This window comes from Arenibacter nanhaiticus, from assembly GCF_900141935.1.
Classification (GTDB): domain Bacteria; phylum Bacteroidota; class Bacteroidia; order Flavobacteriales; family Flavobacteriaceae; genus Arenibacter; species Arenibacter nanhaiticus.
In genome coordinates, this window is record NZ_FQYX01000040.1 from 1 (window position 1) to 21,018 (window position 21,018).

Annotated in this window: 17 protein-coding genes and 1 pseudogene; 9 read left to right on the forward strand and 9 right to left on the reverse strand. The window is 37.5% G+C overall.

The features are described 5' to 3' along the window. Positions 1-130, forward strand: a pseudogene (locus BUA16_RS19010) (IS481 family transposase); the annotation flags it as partial. A gap of 555 nt (positions 131-685) precedes the next feature. Here the strand turns inward: BUA16_RS19010 and BUA16_RS16445 are convergent. After that, complete coding sequence (locus BUA16_RS16445) at positions 686-1,492, reverse strand: ion transporter (RefSeq protein ID WP_084668538.1); 807 nt, start codon at positions 1,490-1,492, stop codon at positions 686-688. A gap of 569 nt (positions 1,493-2,061) precedes the next feature. Further along, positions 2,062-3,129, reverse strand: coding sequence for a type I restriction endonuclease (locus BUA16_RS16450; protein ID WP_072765829.1), 1,068 nt, complete (start codon positions 3,127-3,129; stop codon positions 2,062-2,064). A gap of 535 nt (positions 3,130-3,664) precedes the next feature. Between BUA16_RS16450 and BUA16_RS16455 the strand changes: the two genes are divergently transcribed. From BUA16_RS16455 to BUA16_RS16465, 3 genes are all read left to right on the forward strand, one after another. Beyond that, a complete protein-coding gene (locus BUA16_RS16455; RefSeq protein ID WP_072765830.1) occupies positions 3,665-3,925 on the forward strand; it encodes a hypothetical protein in 261 nt (86 codons plus the stop codon). Position 3,926: 1 nt separating this feature from the next. Continuing rightward, a complete protein-coding gene (locus BUA16_RS16460) occupies positions 3,927-4,196 on the forward strand; it encodes an outer membrane beta-barrel protein (RefSeq protein ID WP_072765831.1) in 270 nt (89 codons plus the stop codon). Positions 4,197-4,381: 185 nt separating this feature from the next. Next, a complete protein-coding gene (locus BUA16_RS16465; RefSeq protein WP_072765832.1) occupies positions 4,382-5,512 on the forward strand; it encodes a family 20 glycosylhydrolase in 1,131 nt (376 codons plus the stop codon). Positions 5,513-5,863: 351 nt separating this feature from the next. Here the strand turns inward: BUA16_RS16465 and BUA16_RS16470 are convergent, their stop codons facing one another. Together BUA16_RS16470 and BUA16_RS16475 are read right to left on the reverse strand one after the other, a co-directional pair. After that, a complete protein-coding gene (locus tag BUA16_RS16470) occupies positions 5,864-6,763 on the reverse strand; it encodes a mechanosensitive ion channel family protein (protein ID WP_072765833.1) in 900 nt (299 codons plus the stop codon). 484 nt (positions 6,764-7,247) lie between these two features. Continuing rightward, positions 7,248-7,838, reverse strand: a complete 591-nt coding sequence (locus BUA16_RS16475) for an RNA polymerase sigma factor (RefSeq protein ID WP_072765834.1) — start codon at positions 7,836-7,838, stop codon at positions 7,248-7,250. A gap of 116 nt (positions 7,839-7,954) precedes the next feature. Between BUA16_RS16475 and BUA16_RS16480 the strand changes: the two genes are divergently transcribed. The 3 genes from BUA16_RS16480 (at position 7,955) to BUA16_RS16490 (ending at position 14,382) form a co-directional block, all read left to right on the forward strand. Continuing rightward, a complete protein-coding gene (locus BUA16_RS16480) occupies positions 7,955-9,100 on the forward strand; it encodes a FecR family protein (RefSeq protein ID WP_084668539.1) in 1,146 nt (381 codons plus the stop codon). 153 nt (positions 9,101-9,253) lie between these two features. Next, entirely contained in the window at positions 9,254-12,715 is a 3,462-nt protein-coding gene (locus tag BUA16_RS16485; protein ID WP_218616774.1) for a TonB-dependent receptor, read from the forward strand. 11 nt (positions 12,716-12,726) lie between these two features. Beyond that, positions 12,727-14,382 carry a RagB/SusD family nutrient uptake outer membrane protein gene (locus BUA16_RS16490; protein ID WP_072765835.1) on the forward strand — a complete coding sequence of 552 codons (1,656 nt, stop codon included), beginning with the start codon at positions 12,727-12,729 and terminating at the stop codon, positions 14,380-14,382. 301 nt (positions 14,383-14,683) lie between these two features. Here the strand turns inward: BUA16_RS16490 and BUA16_RS16495 are convergent, their stop codons facing one another. From BUA16_RS16495 to BUA16_RS16505, 3 genes are all read right to left on the reverse strand, one after another. After that, positions 14,684-15,187, reverse strand: a complete 504-nt coding sequence (locus BUA16_RS16495; protein WP_072765836.1) for a hypothetical protein — start codon at positions 15,185-15,187, stop codon at positions 14,684-14,686. 120 nt (positions 15,188-15,307) lie between these two features. Continuing rightward, positions 15,308-15,745 (reverse strand): Hsp20/alpha crystallin family protein, encoded by a 438-nt coding sequence (locus BUA16_RS16500; protein ID WP_072765853.1) that lies wholly within the window; start codon positions 15,743-15,745, stop codon positions 15,308-15,310. Between the two features lie 136 nt (positions 15,746-15,881). Further along, positions 15,882-16,133, reverse strand: coding sequence for a hypothetical protein (locus BUA16_RS16505; RefSeq protein WP_072765837.1), 252 nt, complete (start codon positions 16,131-16,133; stop codon positions 15,882-15,884). 556 nt (positions 16,134-16,689) lie between these two features. Here BUA16_RS16505 and BUA16_RS16510 point away from each other — a divergent pair. Beyond that, positions 16,690-16,890, forward strand: coding sequence for a hypothetical protein (locus BUA16_RS16510; RefSeq protein WP_072765854.1), 201 nt, complete (start codon positions 16,690-16,692; stop codon positions 16,888-16,890). 330 nt (positions 16,891-17,220) lie between these two features. Here BUA16_RS16510 and BUA16_RS16515 read toward each other — a convergent pair whose 3' ends face one another. Together BUA16_RS16515 and BUA16_RS16520 are read right to left on the reverse strand one after the other, a co-directional pair. Continuing rightward, positions 17,221-18,225 (reverse strand): AI-2E family transporter, encoded by a 1,005-nt coding sequence (locus tag BUA16_RS16515; protein ID WP_317045402.1) that lies wholly within the window; start codon positions 18,223-18,225, stop codon positions 17,221-17,223. 768 nt (positions 18,226-18,993) lie between these two features. Beyond that, positions 18,994-19,371, reverse strand: a complete 378-nt coding sequence (locus BUA16_RS16520; RefSeq protein WP_072765839.1) for a PH domain-containing protein — start codon at positions 19,369-19,371, stop codon at positions 18,994-18,996. A gap of 711 nt (positions 19,372-20,082) precedes the next feature. On the opposite strand from BUA16_RS16520, the gene BUA16_RS16525 reads away from it, so the two are divergent. Next, on the forward strand, positions 20,083-20,952 hold the full coding sequence (locus BUA16_RS16525) for a DUF808 domain-containing protein (RefSeq protein ID WP_072765840.1): 870 nt from the start codon (positions 20,083-20,085) through the stop codon (positions 20,950-20,952). Positions 20,953-21,018 lie beyond the last annotated feature (66 nt).

A 21,018-nucleotide genomic window follows, 5' to 3' on the forward strand; every position in this document is an offset into this window, starting at 1 on the left:
ACAGGTAGATCTGGATGGCTGGTTGCAGTATTACAATAATGAAAGAACCCACACAGGAAAGCACTGTTTTGGAAAAACACCGATGCAGACCCTACTGGACAGCAAATATTTGGCTGATGAAAAAATGTTGGATTTACAATCCGATAAAATTGTACCTTTATTAGAGGCAGGTAAAGCGGAAACAGGCTCTGGTGGAGACCAACCTGTCAGGAATAACCTGTCCGACGACTGGAATGGTCAGGGGGCTCCAAACGAGCCCCTAAACCAAAATTATTCCAAGAGTCAAAATGCCTAAAAAAACTCTTAACTGTCAGACGAAATCGTAGCTATTACAATTGATTGTTTTTTTGGGAGTATTCCCTATGGCCTTTTGAATGAAAATAATTAAAATACCATAGTAATTATATGGGCCTTTAACTATGAAGGCCCTTTGTGTGTTTTTTGGTTGATTAAATTAGACTGTGGTACTTTAGCACCAGAAATGACACTAGGGAACCGCCTTCAGGCGGCGGTGATGCCAATTGGCCTTATAATTCTATCCTATAAGTGGTTGAAAGAAAACTTCTAGCGATTCTTTCGGGTATTTCAGGGACCACTTTTATGTCATAATGGATTCATATTCTCTAATGCCGTTCAAACTAAGGAGGTGGCTATCTGCCTTAGGAAAGATAAAAGGTTGGAAGCATTAATTTGTTTTCTCTTCCTCTTTTTCTTTATTTTTCTTTTCTTTAAATTCAATATCTCTAGCAGATGAAAGGGCACTTGCAATTAAGCCGGTAGGGATTGTAATCACACCTAAACCCATAAGGAGTATAACAAAAGTAAATACTCTGCCTCCTAAGGTTATGGGGTAGATGTCTCCATATCCTACGGTTGTAAGAGTAATAATGGCCCACCAAAGACTGTGAAAGATAGAAGCAAACTCTTTTGGTTGAGCTTCGTTTTCAAAATAATAAATGCCCGCTGCAGATAGGAAAATGAAAATCCCTGTTAAAATGAAAAATAAGGTCAGTTCCGGCCGTATGATTTTTAAGGCAACGGCAAATCGTCTAAGCGCATCATTATACTTCGATATTTTCAGCGCACTTATGATTCTGAAGATCCGCAATGCTCGTATCGCTCTTAAATCAAATTGTTTTGCGAATAAGAATGGTAGAATAGCAAGTAAATCTATAATACCATAGAAACTAAAAATGTACTTTAGTTTATGGTTGGTAATATAAATCCTTCCAAAATATTCGATCGTAAAAACTATATAACAAACATTATTTACAATATCTAAAGTCCTTGTCCAGAAAGGCGATAAATTGGGGAGTGTTCCCAAACAGTACACCAGAATAGATATGAATATCAGTATTTGAATGGTAATATCAAAGAGTCGGCCAGGTTTAGAATCATTATCTTCAATAATACTCCTTATTCTTTCTTTGGTCGTAGAATTTAAGCTAAGAACCGCTTTAGAGGTCTTGTTAACGAGGTGGTTTTTTTTCATTTTATTGAAGTGGCTGAATAAAAGAATGGGTTCAAAACTAAATATATACTACTATAAAAACCGGAATTAAAGGGATTTTTTTATTCTGACGGTCGTAATAAAGTACTCACTAGACCCCATATTTATCATCGATTATGTCGCCTAAAAGCAGCATTATTAATGGAGTTAAAAAGACATCTGGGAATATAGTGTGGGCGTTCCCTCCTTCGTCGGGCGGGCTCTTGGCTGTATCCCTTGCTCCGCTGCGGGGATGCCGCCGCCATCCCTAACGCAAAAAAATAGAACAGGATTAAGTGCTGTTTATTGAAAAATCTAGCATCAATTGAAGCCTTCCTAAAACAGGAAGTTCAAAATGTATAGATATTAAATAATTAAAATTACCTTCTTAGGATAACGCCTAAGCATTCAAACTATCGTCCGTTATGGAATTGATTGCCTCTTAGTTTGGTATATCGTAACAAACAACCTCTTTCGTTGAAAAGAGGCTGTTAAGTATTAATTAAGTTTATTTTTTCAGCTTCTGCTAGCCTTTTTTAGAAGGGTGAAAATAATTGTACTGTCGATGGCTATTACATCACTTTTAATGAAACATCGTAATTGTCTACAGTTTGTAACAACTGCTTTTCAAATTTGTAAATGTCATCAATTGTGTCTATTTGTTCTTTTATTTCTTTTTTGCTGTCATCAAAAATACTGATGTACTTATTACCACCATTAAGGTGAAGCCTGCAAATAGGTTTTCTATTATTGTCGTCTAATAGGATCCCGAAATAGGACTGCGTATCACGGTGTACGATCCTTTCCTTTTGTAATTTCCTTCGTAAAATGGCAACAACAATCTGATAGGCCTCCATTTCTTCCTCTGTTGTCTCAATTTTAGTTTTTGGTTCTAAATCAATTTCTTCTTCGGTCTTTTGTTTCTCTTCTTCTTTGTTTAATGCCGCATTTAGTCGGTCGCTTACTTTTTCGCTAATGGTTTGGACGAATGCTTTACTAACAATTTCCTTAAAATCCTCCAATACGGTCGACGTTAATCTTCCGTTATAAGCTTTGTTTGCAAAGAGACGAACAAAGTCTGGGGAAGGGGATTGAAGCTCCTGGTCTATTAAAGTTTTAATTTCCCTGGTATATTTTAAATTACTAGCATTGTCCACTATTTTTGAAATATCAAAATTGGATTTATGAAACTTCTCAATTTCTTTAACGGTACTTTCTTTTAAAGTGGTAATATCAAATTCCAGAAATGGCTTTTCATCCATTTTGTTCGGTTCATCCAAATCCGTATAGAACCTATAAACAATCCCGTTCGTTAATAGTGCAAACCTCGTTTTAGTTACGTGGAAATACCTAAACAATTGGGAATTGTGAACATTCAAATCCTGTTTCCAATGTTTACATTCAATAATTAAAATTGGCGTTTCATTTTGAAAAATAGCATAATCAACTTTTTCTCCTTTTTTCATACCTAAATCAGCGGTAAATTCTGGAACCACTTCTAATGGATTAAAAGCATCGTATCCTAAAATATTTATGAACGGCAAGGTGAAAGCATGTTTAGTAGATTCCTCGGTACCGATTTGCTCCTTCAGTTGGTCGACCTTATCAGCTAAGGCCTTCAGTTGGTTAAATAGTTCCATAGACTGGTTTTAAGTTATATATTATCAATTATTATTTTTAGTTTGGGAGGAAAACCTATCCCTTCTTAAGTTAATTAAGAACAGTACAATGTAAAATTAAAAAATGTATTTTCCTACCTTATGTATAAGTAAAAACAAAAACAGAGGTAATAATATTAGCAAGTTCCTTGTCAACCCTAAAAATTCAATAGACATTTTTTTGCTTACTCAAAGTGCAGTGAGCCTACACCAATTAGTTTTGTTCCAATTTCGATACTATAAATTTCCAAAAGACAATTATTAAAGGGTAAATGACGTTTTTGTATACTTATGCTGTTCGCGAAATAATGTGTGTGTTTTTTTGGGGTGATTGTAATCGGGAATTATCTATATTGTCATTAAAAAAGAGGAGCAAAAAGAGCTAAGCGGCTCTATCTCGGTTAATACCGGTGCTCCGGATAGCCATAGTGCTGGGGTGAGCCTGAATAGGCGCACAGAAAAATTTAACCTCTTTAGGCAATTTGGTGTAGGGCTTCCAAAATTCCCCAATGATATAGTGACCAGAAATGTGGACCTTGTAAATAACCGTACTATTCTTAGCAGTGGTACCGAATATCGGAATGAGACCTATTACAATATTGTTTTTGGTACGGATTATCATATCAATGAAACCAATCTGCTTACTCTTTCGGGTAATTTTGCCATGGAAATAGAAGACCAGCCATCCTCTACGGCATTTGCAGCCATAGGAGCAAATGGGGAAACAAATGCGGAATGGGATAGGGATGAGGTAACGGAGCCTAGATGTCGACCTTGAAATGACTGGGAATTATCTATCTAGTTGCCAAACGGTGCAGAGTGCTATATACAATAACCTATATATGGACCTAGGTTTTAGGAAAAACCTCTTTAGAGGCAAGGCGGTTCTCAATCTAAGCCTTATGGACGTATTCGCTTCTAGGATAGAGGAGCCTGGAATTGGGCAACTGGCATTTGAAATTTACAATACCCGACAAAGGGGGCGGGTTGTGGCTTTTGGATTTAGTTGTGGATTTGGAAAGGGAGAGGCCATGGATTATTCCGGGTAAAGACGATGGTTTTAAATAGTATAACAGCGACAACTATGGAACTTTAATTATTTCTTTTGACCATCTACCCCTAGCGCACTGAAAAAGATAACCAAAGTAGATATAAGGGATGAGCTATACGACCGCTATGGCGATTATACCCATAAGAGGTAGTTTTAAATATAAACTATAATAAATACAATATCATGATGAAAAGAAATGTTTTTTTATTACTGTTTCTAGGTACGGCCCTAGCATTTGGTCAATCTGTTTTTTCCGTAAACGGACTCTGTATTTCGGCACCTTTAAAAACGGAAGTGGATGAATTTGTCGGTTTTATAGAAAGCGAGCTGGCTCCTGGTGGCATAAACACCCTTGTTCTTAGGGTCGATTTTAATTATGCGTATGAATCGAGACCGGAATTAAGAGGGGATAACCCGCTGGGTAAGGAGGACGTGAAAAAACTGGTAGCAGTTTGTAAGAAGTATAATATCAACCTAATCCCTCAAGTAAACCTATTGGGACATCAATCGTGGCACAGTAGCCTTGGAAAATTATTGGAGGTCTACCCCCAATTTGATGAGACTCCCACTATTAAACTCCCTGAAAAATACGAGTGGCCCAATGATGATAGGCTATACTGCAAAAGCTATTGTCCATTACATCCAGAAGTACACGAGGTTGTTTTTGATATCATGGATGAAATAGTCGCGGTTTTCGAAGCCAAAGCCTTTCATGCGGGTATGGATGAGGTCTTTTACCTTGCCCATCCCGATTGTCCACGTTGCCAAGGCAGGAATCCGGCAAAGTTGTTTGCGGATGAAGTCAATAAGCTGAATAACCACCTAAAGAAAACTGGGACAGCATTATGGATTTGGGGAGATCGTCTTCTTGATGGCACGGATTCGGGAATTGGTATGTGGGAAGGTAGTATGAACAATACGGCAGCTGCAATTGATCTAATTTCAAAGTCAGTGGTAATTTGTGATTGGCATTATGAAAAGGCTATCCCCACACCAGCGTATTTTGCCATGAAAGGATTACGAGTAATAGCATGTTCATGGAAAAAACCTGAAGTAGCAAAAGAGCAGGTTACCATGATGCATTCGTTTATACAAAACTCCACCCCTGAAATGGCTGAAAAATATTTGGGGGTCATGCATACTGTTTGGTCACCTGTGGATAGTTTTCTAAAAGAATATTACAATCCGAACCCTGAAACAGAGGCAAAAGACAGTCAGGCCGAATGTTTAAGAAGTATGATAACGGCGGTAAAAAACATTAATAATTTCACTGTCAAGAACACAAACCATAAAACACCCATACACAAGGAATAGGATATCATGAACGCATGAAAACATTTTCTGGGAGCTTAGGACCTTGTACTTACTCTCAATAAAATTTCTCGAATCAAGGGTTTGATTATGCGGTTTGTTATTTAAAGGTTATGGATTGGCAATTTTAAAATTTAGTAAAAATAGGCGCTATTGGTAAGATCTACATGGCTCAAATTTATTGCAAAAAGGAAAAGGTTTTATAATCCTTTAACTTTCTAAAAAAGGATTTAAAACCGCCCTGTTATGGTCCATTAACCTTCATTAGGCCCTTTGAAAATATTGGTAACTATAACTTTTTAGAAAGAAAAACGGCTTTTAAAGCCGTTTTTTGCGATCGTTATGCTAGTTTTTCTAATTCCTGACATCTACCTTAAATTCTGGCGGGTCAACCAATTGAAATGTTGCCGAAGCAAATTTAACTTGTCCATTGGTAGCTTCCACCTTTTTCAGAATTTGAAGAAATAAAGAAGTTTTAGTCTTCCTTCGTTTTTTGTAATTAACGATATATCGAAGGGTATATTCTACCCAATTGTCGTTTGCAATAAAGGATACCATGGCTTCTGTCTGTGCGTCTTCCAATCGGTATTTCTTTTGCAATACCGTCCATTCTTCTCTTGATTCTTCTGTGAGATTTCCAGCTACCTCATTGCCTACTTGTTCAAATAGCTCTTGGGCCAGTTCATAGTTGCTACCGTATTGTATGGGTATTTTTATTTCATCCCAGAGGAAGGGAAAATCACCCGAATAGTTAAAAACGGGTTCCTTAAACACAAAGCTGTTGGCTATTAATACAATTCTTCCGTTGTACAGATCCCCGTCAACCCATTGGCCTGTTTCCATGACAGTAGTTCTTAAAACCCCAATATCCATAACATCTCCTTTAATACCGCCAAGCTGCACTCTGTCGCCAGGTTTGTAAAAGCCGCCAAACAATATAGCGAGCCACCCGGCAAAAGAGGCAATTACTTCTTGTAAAGCAAAGGCAATCCCTGCACCTGCAACGCCGAAAGCTACCGTTAAACCCCCAAGCTTGTCACTAAAAATGATCGTTATTAAAGCAATAGTAAAAAAATAACCAATGAAGTTACTGAACTTTTTGGCTCTGTACCTATTATCATTCTCCTTTATTTTAGTAAATAAATTTCGTTGGAGCGCTTTAATTATAAGCCAAATGATCGCTGTCCCTATAAAAATAGCAGTAATTTTCCCCATAGTGGGATTGAATAAAAACTTTTGAATCTGCTCTTCCATACGTTCTAAGGTACTTTAATTGTCCGCAATTTTATTTAAAAGAATCAATAATTCTGTCGGAGGTATTGTTTTATCGTTGTAGAGAATATTCAATTACACAGGCCTATATAAATCACCCAAAATAACAAGGATACCTATTATAAGAAGTAGCGAGTAAGGTTATTAAAAAAGTTACTAGAACTATTTTGAGTAGTTTCATACCATGTTTTCTTTTTAGTAGTTCCTACACAATATTAAATTTAAGCTATTGTATTTTAATTGGTTGAGAATTAACAATTCGTAATTCTATCTATAGCATCGTACCCTTTCTTCAAATAGATGTATATAATACATCCAGCCCAAAAAGTGAATGACTGGTAAGGCCTCCAAAATTATAAAAAGATCCTTGAAAAGGAAGTCTGCCAGAATTTGCACAGCCTTGTGAATTATGATAAGGAAAAGAGTAGGGGAAAGAAAGATGTTGACAGTATAGAATACATTGGACTTAAATAGCTTTTGAGGGGGCCTTTCCAAATACAATCATCATTATAGCTTTGTATTTTTTTCCCAAACGATCCCTAAGTATTCCAAACGCCTTGGTAATTTGGGCTTCTACATTTTTAATGGAAATGTTGAGGTATGCCGATATTTCATTATTGGTAAGGCCTTCTTTTTTACTAAGAATAAATATTTGTTGGCATTTAGGAGGTAGTTGTGAAATTTCTTGTGAAATCTGTTCAATGATCCGTTCAAAAGATTGGTGGTCTTGAAGGTGAACTGCTTTCTCCAAACTGTTGAAATATTTTTGCTCCAAGACCATAGTAGATCTCTTTTTCTTGTATTGATTGATAAATTCGTTATAAACCGACTTAAACAAAAAGTTCTGTAAGGAGGAGTGGATATCTAGTTTTTTTCGCTTTACCCAAGTTTTTAAAAATATATTCTGAACAATGTCCTGGGATTGAGCGTGGTCATGGGTCAGGCTAAGGGCATACCCGAACAATCGCTTGCTATAAAGATCTACCAAGGACACATAGGCCTTTTCGTCTCCCTTTCTTAGGCGATAGATCAATAGGCTGTCTTCATTGTTTTTCATATTAATTATGTGGTTTAGTCACAATTAAAAGAGTTGGTTTCTACAAATATCTAAAAAAATTAACAAAAGATTAGGGTATTGCCATTTTGCTTTGTCATTACTATAAAAAAGAGGCTATGGCGAACCCAGAAATGGAACCCTTGATTATTAAATATTTGTCGAATACCGCTACCGCAAAGGAATTGGATCTATTGTCAGACTGGATACTTCTCAAGGGCAACCAAGAAGTGTTGGATGTCTATGTAAAATCGCATCTAGAAATAATGACTACTATAAACGAACCCGATACAGATAGGATAAAGGACAATCTTTTACGAAAGATCAAGAGAGATAAAAAGATTAGGAGACTTAGTGCGGTAATGAAATATGCCGCCGTTGTGGTAATGCTCTTATCGCTTGGGTATTATTTGCAGTTACAGGTTTTTACAAAATCAGAGGGCAATTTGGAACCCAAGGACGAATTTATCACCATAACGCTGGAGAACGGAGCAATAGAAACGCTGAGTCCGGTTGAAAATAAAACAGTAAAGGATGCCAATGGGAATATTATCGGGACCCAAGATAAATCAAAACTGGTCTATTCCAACACCTCAAAAACAGAAAAGTTGGTTTACAATACCTTAAAGGTACCCTATGGGAAGCAGTTTGATCTAATATTATCCGATGGTACCCATGTGTTTTTAAATTCAGGAACCTCCTTAAGATACCCTGTGGCGTTTGTGAAGGGTAGGGAACGAAGCGTTTTTTTAACGGGAGAAGCTTTCTTTGAGGTTGCCGAGGACAAGGAACATCCATTTATAGTGAATGCCAATGATATGGAAGTAAAGGTGTTGGGGACAAAATTTAACGTTAGCCATTATCCCGAGGATCCTAATATCCAAACGGTACTAGTTGAAGGGTCCGTCTCCCTACAGCTAAAAAATAGTGAAAATTCCCATTTCGGTCCCACCATATTGGCACCGGGACACAAAGGGGAGTGGCGCAAAAACGAGAACGGAATATCGGTAGAAAATGTAGATACCAATCTGTATACCGCTTGGGTACAAGGAAAATTGGTATTTAGAAACACGAGTTTTAAAGCTATCAGAAAAGCGCTGGAGCGCCGCTATAACGTAACCATCTTAAATAAAAACCCTGCTTTGGACGATCAGGTGTTCGACGCTACTTTTGATATTGAGACTATAGAAGAGGTGTTAGAATCGTTCAGTAAAAGCTATGATATAGCCTACATTATCAAAAACAATGAAGTGATCATAAAATAAATAACAACAACCTTAAAACCATGCTCAATGAATAGAACCTTTTAGAGAACAACAATCAGATCATTTGGAAAATAAAATCGGAAAATGCGGACACATTTCCCGATTAAGATCAAAATGATTTAAACCAGTTAAACCAAATAACATTCCAAAATTATGAAAAAACTCTTTAATCTAGGGGGTGCCTTGTGTTGCCCTTTTAAACTAAGCTTAAAAATGAAACTCTCGGTACTATTGACCATCGTATCCTTATTTCAGATTCATGCCAATACCTATTCTCAGAACAAGGAAATCTCTTTGGATATTTCCAATGTCAGTTTGAAAACGGTGATCAACCAAATTGAGGCTGTATCCGAATTTAAATTTCTGTTGAACAGGAAGGACGTAGATCTGAATAGAAAGGTTTCTATTCGCGTAGAGAAGGAAAAGATTACTACAATCCTAACAGAGTTGTTTGCCAATACCAATGTGGCCTTTGAAGTTTTGAACAAACAAATAATTCTGAAAAAGAGGGAGGTAATTACGCAATCTTCCCAAAAATCAGGGAAGGAAAAGAACCTAAACCCATCAATACAGTTTCAGGTATCCGGAACTATTGCAGATCAACAAGGCCAACCCCTACCGGGAGCGAATATTGTTGAAAAGGGAACCACTAACGGAGTTACTGCAGATTTTGATGGGAATTTTTCCCTGGCGGTGGCCAGTGAAAATGCGGTCCTGATTATTTCATATATTGGATATGCTACCAAGGAAGTAGCGGTAAACGGACAAGCTAGGCTTTCAGTGCTATTAAATGAAGATGCATCTGCCTTGGATGAGGTGGTTATTACTGGCTATACCGCAGAACGAAAAAGTGATCTAACAGGGGCCGTAGCCATAGTAGAGATGGATGAAGTTGTAAGCCAACCTGTTGCCAGTGTTGATAATATGTTGCAAGGAAGGGTTTCGGGTGTAGAATTAGTAAGTTCCGGTGCTCCTGGAGGGGCAAGTACACTAAGGATCAGAGGATATAGTACTATCAGAAATAACGATCCGTTATATATAATTGACGGGGTCCCTACAACTACGGGGATCAATTTGATCAACCCTAATGATATTGCTTCCTTACAAGTTTTAAAGGATGCTTCTTCTTCTAGTATTTACGGTTCACGGGCTGCCAACGGAGTGGTTATCATCACCACAAAAAAGGGTAAATCCGAAGTTGTTAAGGTGTCTTTTGACATGCATACAGGAATACAAAATGCGAACAATTTGCCTAATAATTTAAATGCCCAAGAGTATGGAGACGTATACTGGCAAGCCTTTAATAATGATGGTATTACCCCTTCCCATGGTGTTTATGGAAATGGAACATCTCCAATAATTCCGGCATTTTTAGATGAAGCGAACACCATTCCTTCGGCCAATACCGATTGGGTAGCAGAAATTTTTGACCCTGCAATTATTCAATCTTATAATTTGAACTTTTCCAAAGGAGGTGAAAAATCGCGTTCCATGTTCTCCTTAGGTTACTTTGATCAGGAGGGAACTTTAAAGAATACTGATTTTAAAAGAATTACAGCGCGACTAAATTCTGATTACAAATTGTTTAACGATAAAGTTACCGTTGGTGAGAATTTAACTGTCGCATACTCCAACTCGGTTGGTACTAATACCAATTCGCTCCTGGGAAATGCTGTTTACGATGCATACCGTATTCCAAGCATTGCCCCTATATATGATATTAATGGGGATTTTACCGGATATCCACTTTCCGATGTTCAAAATCCCTTGGGAAACCTAGAGCGAAACAAATATAATGATGTAGACAATCTTCGTGTATTCGGAAATGTTTATTCTGAAATCCAGTTGTTTAAGGAATTAACATTCAAAACTAATTTCGGGGTCAATTATAGCACCCTTAAAGGCACCAATTTTAACCCTTCTTACAAAGAACCTAATGCCCAAAGAGCAATTAACAACTTATCGGTCAGGGACGAAGTGAAATGGGATTGGGTATGGTCCAATACACTTAACTATTCGAAAACAGTAAATGAAAAACATAATTTTAATGTACTGTTAGGTATAGAAAGTATAGAGAACTTATATGAAGTTACTACAGCTTCTATAGATGATCTGCCTACGAATGAGCTAAATATACGTGTGTTAAACGCAGGTGATCAGGGTACACAGACCAATACAGGAGACAAAATAGAGTACTCCTTGTTTTCTTATTTCGGCAAACTAAATTATAGTCTTGACAATAAGTATTTGTTTTCTGCCACTTTGCGTCGGGATGGGACTTCCAAATTATTAAACAATCGTTGGGGGACTTTTCCGGCATTGTCGGTAGGCTGGAAGATCTCCGAAGAAGACTTCTTTAATGATGAAGGGGCTATTTCCAACTTAAAATTAAGAGCAGGATGGGGATTAACAGGTAATCAGGATATTCCCGCTTACCAAACCGTGTCAGGATTTAGCAGCAACCCCTTTTATTCCAATTATGCTATTAATGGTTCCCAAAATAGCACGGAAACAGGATTTACACTATCTAGAATTGCAAATCCTGATTTAAAATGGGAAACCACCACTCAGACCAATATAGGACTGGATTTTGGATTTTTGGATAATTCGATAACCGTTTCAGCCGATTATTTTATAAAAAACACAGATGATCTGTTGTTGTTTAAAACTCTTCCCGCAGACCAGTCTGGTATTACCAATCGAGGACAATGGCAGAATGTTGGAGAAATGCAAAACAAAGGATTTGAATTGGCTGCGAGTTATCAAAGTGATCCAAGAAAAGACTTTAATTATGAGGTAGGGGTCAATTTCTCAGTAATCGATAATAAACTTATGTCTTTAGGTGAAGGGATAGAGTTTATCGAGACCGATCCGGGTGTTTTACATAATGTTAATTTTGACCAATCAACTTCTAGAACAGGAATAGGGCAACCAATAGCTTCTTTTTATGGTCATGTGGTGGATGGGATTTTTCAAAATGATGCAGAGGCTGCATCCAGCAGTCAGCCTAGTGCAAAGGCCGGGGATTATAAATTTAGGGATTTGAATGGAGATGGATCAATTAGTGATGCCGATCGGACCTACTTAGGATCGCCCCATGCCGATTTTACCTATGGGATTAATTTTTCTGCCTCTTACAAAGCTTTTGATTTTACATTGTTCTTTCAAGGCTCGCAGGGAAATGATATTTATGATTTATCGCGGTATTATAGTGATTTTTTTAATCTGGCAAATTATAACAAAAGTGGGCGTATTTTAAATGCATGGACTCCGCAGAACACTGATACGGATTTGGCTCGGGTGTCTCTAAATGATCCCAATAACAATATTCGTCCTTCTTCTTTTTATGTTCAGGATGGTTCTTATCTACGATTAAAGACATTACAAGTAGGATATTCGTTTCCGGAGAGTATTGCCCAAAGAATTAAGGCTTCTCGGGTAAGGATATATTTGGAGGCCTACAATTTGCTAACGATTACCAGCTATGAAGGGTTAGATCCTGAGATTGGTCTTCAGAATTATGATTCTGACGAGCGAAATTTGGATATAGGCGTGGATAGGGGGATTTATCCTAGCTCCCAGACATTTACATTTGGTATTAATCTTAATTTTTAAAACAAAACGAGATGAAAAAAATAATTTTTGCACTAAGTATGTTGGGAACTCTTTTCACATCATGTAGTGACGATTTCTTGGAAAAAGAACCTTTCGGGGAACTTACCGACCAACAGGTTGTATTGCCCGAAAATATAGAACCATTGGTCATTTCTGCCTATAGTATTTTAAACGGTCAGGGAAATGAAGCATCCAATGCTTTTAATTCTCCGGCATCGAACTGGAGTTTTGGTGATGTCCTATCGGATGACGCCTATAAAGGGGGAGGTGGAACCGGTGATCAGAATCAGATCCATCGAATGGAAATCTACACCACGGATTCACAGATTAAAGATGTGGAACAAAAATGGAGTGTGCTTTACGAAGGCGTAAATAGAGCCAATACTGTACTTAAAGCTTTAAAGAACACTACAGAGTTTGATGAAGGCACAAAAAATCAAAGGATAGCCGAAATGCATTTTTTGAGGGGTCATTTTTATTTCGAGCTTAAAAAGATATACAATCGTATTTCCTTTATTGACGAGGACGGGAATTACTTTTCTAACACTATGATTACACCCGAAGAAGTGTGGGGGAAAATAGAGGATGATTTTAATGCTGCCTTTAATGTTTTGCCCGAGACACAGACAGATCCTGGGCGTCCTACAAAATGGGCCGCGAAAGCTTATTTGTGCAAAACTTACATTTTTCAGCAAAAATGGACAGAGGCCAATGCTGCAGCTGATGAGGTGATCACTAATGGAGGCTATAGTTTAATGTCGAACTTTAATGAAGTGTTTTTACCAGAAAATGATAACGGACCCGAAGTTGTTTTTGCTATTCAGTATTCAATTAACGATGGTTCTCCAAGCAATTACAATGGGTCCATTGGAGATCGTTTAATGCCTCCGGGGGGTCCAAGATATCCCCAATATGGTTTTTTGCGACCTTCACAAAATTTAGTGAACGCTTATAAAACAAATGCTTTAGGTGCTCCGTTGTTAGACAATATAGATGTTACCGCGACCGACAATGTAGATCCTAGATTGGATATAGTAGTTGGAAGACCTGGAGTACCATATAAGGATTTGGGAATTAATTATGAGGAAAATTGGGCAAGGGATTTGGCCACTTACGGTCCTTATGGACCTAAGAAAAGGGTGATATCGGCCAATGATCCTAATTATTTACCCTCTTGGCCATATGTGACTGCAGCCAATTATTATATTATACGTTACGCCGATGTCTTACTTTGGAAGGCGGAAGCGGCTATAGCCTTGGGAAATTTGGAAGAAGGGAGGACCTATATCAATTTAATACGGGAACGAGCACAAAACGGCGCCTATATTCAGAATTTGGATGGGACCGCAGATGCAGCGAATTATTTGATAGCTACCTACGATACTCCCTTTAATTCACCAGAAGCTGCGGTTACCGCGCTGCGTACCGAAAGGCGCTTGGAAATGGCACATGAAGGGCACCGTTTCTTTGACCTAGTACGTTGGGGCATTGCTGCAGAAGTAATAAATACTTACTTGGAAAAGGAAAAGATTGAAAGAGGATATTTGACAGGGGCCGCGTTTGTGGAAGGGAAACATGAATATATGCCTATTCCTCAAGGTCAAATAGATTCTGGGGGCACTGATGATAATGGCAAACCCCTTACTACACAAAACCCAGGGTATTAGATATCTGGTCTTTAAGAATTTTATGAGAATAAGGAATTGTTGTTAATTAGGGAGAGAAACGCTATTTCTCTCCCTATTTTGTCTGAAAAAGTCAAAAAGGAATTAGAAAAAAGCCATATTGGCCGGGAGTCGCGTAATTTGGCAAGGGAAATGCTTTTCTCTAATTAATATGAAAATCATAATTTAACCTTTAATTATATACAAGAAGTTATTATAAAAATTGGATGATAAAGTGTAGCTCCAAAAAGAACAATGGACAACTGTTGTTCCTTTTTTTATTACATATGCCTATTATGAGTTATTAATCTTGCCCTGAGGAGTTTTCTTCCTTTTTTAGTTCGATCAAAGGATGATACCTGTCTAAAAATTGTTTTCTCCTCGCTTCCATCCGTTGGTACATCTTGTCCAAATCCATAAAATCCTTCCCGAATTCATTCTGAAAAAAATCCTCGTTAAAGAACCGTTTAATAAATAAGGAATCCTCTCCGAACATTCTTCCGAATCCTTCTTTGTCAAAATCAAATTGGGAAAAGTTTTTGTAAAACCTAGATTGCATAGACTGTAATATGCTGTCGCGATCCAAGGAGCCCAATTCATTTAGAGAATTTTCAGAGGACCAGGTATAAATGGAATCGTAACGTATTAATTCTCCGTCGTCATTAAATTCCCTATGAACCTTCCAGCTACCTTTTGGAGGCTCGGAACCAACCTTTTCATCTTTGCTAATGTTGCTTTCTTGGCTATTGCACCCTGTACTTAAAAGTGCGGTAAGGAGCAATATCCCATATTTTCTTAAGGTCTTCATTTTTAATATTTTTTAGGTTTATGATATTTTCTTAAGTGATTCGCATATCTACATTTGTATTTGCGACCAGTTTTTGGTCATGCTCATTTCATTCAGCAATCATAAAGCGCCATACAAGATTTAATCTACTTTGATAATCTTATTTGTGTTTGAGGCATTTACTGCCTTGCCTACCTTTATATCTAACCTACCATTCTTCATCTTCGCTTGGACCTTTTCGGGATCTGCGTTGGGCGGTAATCCAAAGGCCCTATAAAACGAATTGCTGACAAACTCGGTACGGACCCAATTTTTATGTTTCTCTTCGTGGCTTTGTTCTTTATGGGCACTGATGATCATATAATTATCCTGTATTTCTATGGTTACATCATTCTTGTCCAAGCCAGGCAAAGCTAGTGAAAGCTCAAACGCCTTCTCCTCATCGCTAATATTGGTAGAAGGAATGGTTACCAATTCTTCAGTATCCGTGTTCTTGTTGGGTAAAAGATTCCCAATAAAGTTGTCTATAAAAGGTGGAATCTTAATCTTTGTTCCAATTTCTTTACCAAAAACTTTCATAATAGTTGTGATTTTAAGTTTGTTAATTACAATTATAAAATTTGGATGCATCTGGCTGGCTTATAGTCAGCCTTTTCCTGTTTAAAGAGGTAAATACGGAGCACCCTATCATTATTCCGCCTTAAGAACGTCTTCATTAATCGTTAGAGGCAGGGAGAAGAATATCCGAACTCTTTACTGGTATAGTTTTCCTCTTTAGTTTTGGGCCATTTGCCATTTCCTCGGGTATGGATTTGGGCAAAGGAAAACCTGTATTAAAGTTTGATGTAAAAATTGAAGGTAGGTTTCGGTTGGTCACTTCGTCTATCCAAGAAGACCAGATCGGAAACCTAAGGCCATTCGAATTTTGCATATCCCCATTTTTTCTAGCTGTTATTAAGTTATTCATAACTACTACGTTTAAAGGTTAAATATCAATTCAAATACGCTACTGGTAAAAAGACAAAATAAATGCCAAAACGATACTGGGTATTCTGATTCCTATTTTTTTAATGTTTATTAAGAATTTTATAAGGAAATTATTAAACAATACATAATGAAAAACTTAAAATAATGTCATATTGACATTTGGTTGTTTGGCTATAATGACATATTTTCATCCTTGCTTAAGTAGCTGTTTCAGTTACAAGAAGAAAGGTTTTTATTGTAAAGTCATCTGACAATGTGTTGTTTATGAATATACTCTTCAATACGAGTTGTCGGTGACAAACTACTTTGGTATGGCATTTGAAAAATTATTGTAGCCAAATAGCGACTCTTTACCCCATTCATTCTGAGTAAGACCTAACTGGTTAACGACTGTTTTGGGGCTTATGGGATTGTAATCTTAATAAGGCTTTCCGTATCTATAAGAGCGCTGTGTAACTAGGGAACAAAAACGTATCCGAGCAAGTATTGAAAATCGGATGCAGACAGTAATTATGTTTTTTTTTAAATTGAGAGCAATGAACAAGAAACAAATTATGGTAAAACTTTTAGGAAAGGAAAAAGGATATTATAAAATTGCGTTTCCGAATTTAAAGATTCCTGTGGAAGTGGACGAAAATCTTTATCGAAAAATGCGTCATAGTCGGGAATTTCAATTCTTTAAGGGTAAGGACTTAGAGTTTGCATCAAAAAAACCAGAAAATGAACTAGCGAAATAATGCGGTAAATAGTGAGTGGGGTTGTTTGGGAAGCGAAATAGATGGTGTTGGTGGGGGTATAGGTTTTATTTTGCTATGTTGGAATAGAGATCCTTGGCCCCTTGTTAGTTGAAAAAGCAACCTAAGTTTCATTCAGGGGCCCAAACCCGCTGCCTTAAGAATATTCTGCGTTAGGGACCGCGGCGGCATCCCCGTAGCGAAGCAAGGGATATAGCCAAGGGCCCGCCCGACGCAGGAGGGAACGCCCAAAATATTCGGATAAAAACGATAGGGAATTAATATAGCCACCTCTTGATTGTAACAGCCAATGGGCTTGTGAGAACGCTTTTGTTATTCTTGCTTTTCCTGAAAAAACAAATTGAAAATACGATGTTTTTCATTGTCGAACCGGTCAAGGAAAACATCCTTTTTTCTGGCAAGTCCGTGTTCCATAAGATAACTAAAAGGCGCTAGAGTGTCGAAATTTCTGAAAACCTCTTTGGAAACCGCTAATATGGGCAAGGCAAGGATCATCCCTGCTATGCCCCACATGACCCCGCCTATAAATAGCCCTAAAATAATGAACAAGGGATTTATACGGATACTTTGCCCTATAATATTGGGAGAGATAAAATTTCCCTCAATTTGTTGTACAAAAATATAGAGGACAATGACCGCCATAGGTTGCCAAAGCGTATCTGAGACCATGAGCATGTAAAAAAATGGCAGAAAACCGCCTACAGAAGTACCGAGGTAGGGGATTATTTCGAGAAAACCGGCCAGGAATCCCCAGAAGAAAGGGTAGGGAACACCGATGACCCATAGTCCCGAACCGATAAGCAAACCAAGAATGATTATAACTAGCCCTTGGCCCAACATATACCGTTTGGTGAGCTGCTGTATTTTATCTAAAAGCTGTACCGTGGATTTTCTTCTATGTGAAGTTACTTGAAGTAGAATAAAGTTTTTAAAAGCCGTTCGATACAACAAAAAGAAATACGTAATGATCACTATTAAGACCATATTTGCTAATACGGTGGTAGTAGATTGTAGGCTTTCTTTTATGAAGCCGAAGGTGATATCGGTTGCCGCTGAAATATTGTCTGTGATCCAACTAGAAGTAGCATCGGTTTTTAATTGGAACATGCGGTCGGTCCAATCAGAAAACATTTTCATGATTTTATGGAAGCGTTCCCTTACCGGTGGAAGCTCATTGAACAAAATTCGGGTTTGATTGAAAAAAAAGAAAAATATCCCAAATAAGGGAACAACCGACAGAAAGAAAGCTGTAAATATAGCCAAGATCCTATATTTTAATTTCCTTTCAAAAAAAGCGACAAAGGGTTTTAACATCAAGGCAAAAAAAAACTAAATATCAGGGGAGCCAAAAAAAACTTTCCTGCCTTAAGAATCCAAATGATTGCCGTAAGAGTGAAGATAAAGTAAAATGTATTGGCCAGATTTAGCGTATATTTTCTCATCAGGAATTCATTTTTGACGGGTTATAAGGTGTTTAAAGTCAGTATCAGTCCCATAGGAAGCATTTTAGATTGCCTGAAACGATTTTTTCGTGACATTAGTGTCTTTGGCGGTTCATAATATCGGTAGGAGCTTCCGTATCCATATCGAACGCTATCCGTATCGGTAATTACTTCTTATAGGATTTGCCAGCTAATAGAATTCAAGGTCCTAAACCCAATATTGCGCCAACATAAAAAGTTCTTAACCAGGAACATCATTTAAAATTTGGTTTCCTGCTTTTTAGTCGGTATTCTTAATGGTGTACTTTTTAAGACTTACCATTTATAAATATAAGGGAGGGGGACTACAATAAAAATGATTAAAATCATGGGAAGGGCTCGACCATTCTAGGCTTGGCCTAGGTACGGATTAAGATTTAAAATTAGGAGGGTGTTCCGTGTTGGGCTGCTTATAGAAATACCGAATTTGGCAATATCCTATAAATAATTTTTAGGTAGCGTTTATTGGCACTTCCTTGCGTGAATAAAGAGCTACCCTTAATCGTAAAATAAACAAAAACGACTTTATAAAGCCGTTTCCGTGTCGTTATTTTAAAAATTAAGGAGCTGAGCAATAGTTTTTGAAGTCTATTTTTTTGGACTATTAAAGTACTTTGCCAGCTAAATATTTTTGTACTTCATAGACGTCAATAGTTTTGTCGAATTTTTTACTCACGGAAGGGGTACTTTCACTTGAAATCCATAATTTCAATTCCGCGTCCAAATCTAAAGTGCCAGCAGATTCTAAGGAAAATCTAGAGATGCTATTATAAGGTATGGATTTATATTCAACCTTACTTCCCGTTATTCCCTGGACATCAATTAAAATCAGGCGTTTGTTGGTAAACATAAAGGTATCTCGTAAAAGCTTAAACCCTAATTCTATCTTTTCATTTTCTATAAGCAATCGTCCGTATTGTTCATTTAACGATTCAATAGAAACTTCACTGGCGTTCCCAATTAATTTATTAAGTAATCCCATAATTATTAGTTGTTTATTTAATTTTAGATTAAAGTTTTAGAAATGATTTTGCCAACTGCTGGTCGGATTTCAAAAAACGAACACAATGTTTTGTTTTTCAAAGATCATAAACAATTAACGGATTAACTTGTGTTTTTATTACTTTATGTGTCGGAATAATATTCAAAAAAAGTGCTAGTATATAGAAGGATTATCGTTAAAGTGAGCGTAAATTGGTTGAAAAACTCATTAGAATATTACAGATTGTAACATGGGTAAAAGCACAAGCCAAAACGGAAGCACCAAAATTGCTAAGGTAAGGACTAAGGTCAAAACCAGATCCATATTTGGAGCCGAACTAGAAAGGGAGGTAGGCATGGGGTCAATGGCTTATGCTGCGATTTATCTACCTTAGGTTGGACTATAATAAGTTCGTGTAAATCCAATCTTGTAGGCAAAAAGCAAACAATCGATTCAATATTTTTTACCTTTACCTTTATTTTTGTTGATTATGAGATGAGCTATTATAATACCTTCGAATCTGGTGATGTTACTGCTCCTCAGTTTCTGAGGTATAGATAACGGGGATTGGAGAGAGAAATGACCTATTTTGAGACGTATATTTTTTACGAAACTATTTTAAGCCCGCAGTTGATATTGGAGCATTGGTCTTTGGGTGAACTATAATAGTAGATAATAAGCAAGGATAACTATTAAATAAGAGGTATTGATATGGCATCAGGATTTTTTGCCTTACTAGACGACATAGCAAGTTTGATGGACGATGTTGGGGCCATGAGTAAAATAGCCGGTAAGAAAACAGCGGGCATATTAGGGGATGACCTGGCGGTAAATGCCGAAAAAGCCTCAGGCTTTATATCGGATAGGGAAATACCGGTATTATGGGCCATTACAAAAGGCTCTTTTATTAATAAACTGATCATTCTTCCGGTGGCTTTTCTGCTCAGCGCGATTTTTCCAATGGCAATCACGGTGATTTTAGTGTTGGGCGGACTCTATCTTGCCTACGAAGGGGCTGAGAAAATATATGAATACTTTTTTCCGCATAAACACCCAAAAGTCAAATCTGTAAATACCCATTTAAGTAAGCAAGAAATCTTATCGGTGGAGGAGAAAAAAATTAAGTCGGCCATCATAACCGATTTTATTCTCTCCGTTGAAATAGTAATAATAGCCCTGGGAACGGTGGTAAAACAGCCTATTGGTACCCAGATAATGGTAGTAACGATAATTGCCATAGTGGCAACGGTAGGGGTGTACGGCATTGTTGCGCTGATAGTACGTATGGACGACTTGGGTCTAAAACTTATTGCCCTTAATGGTGAAAAACGGAGTATTACTAATGCCATTGGCAGGTTTCTGGTGGCTGCACTACCATGGGTTATCAAAAGTTTATCGGTCATAGGAACCATAGCATTGATTTTGGTGTCCGGAGGCATTTTTGTTCATAGTCTAGAATGGTTACACCATTGGGTTAATGGAATCCCTTCCATTTTGGGCGAGTTGATTGCCGGAGCGGTGATAGGATTTCTGTGCTTATTGGCAGTGATGCTCTTTAAAAAATTAAAGGAGGCTTTTTAGTCACCGATAAAAAAAAGCAGAGATCACCGAGTACTTTATGAGTATTATAGCTAGGCTTTTAAAGCC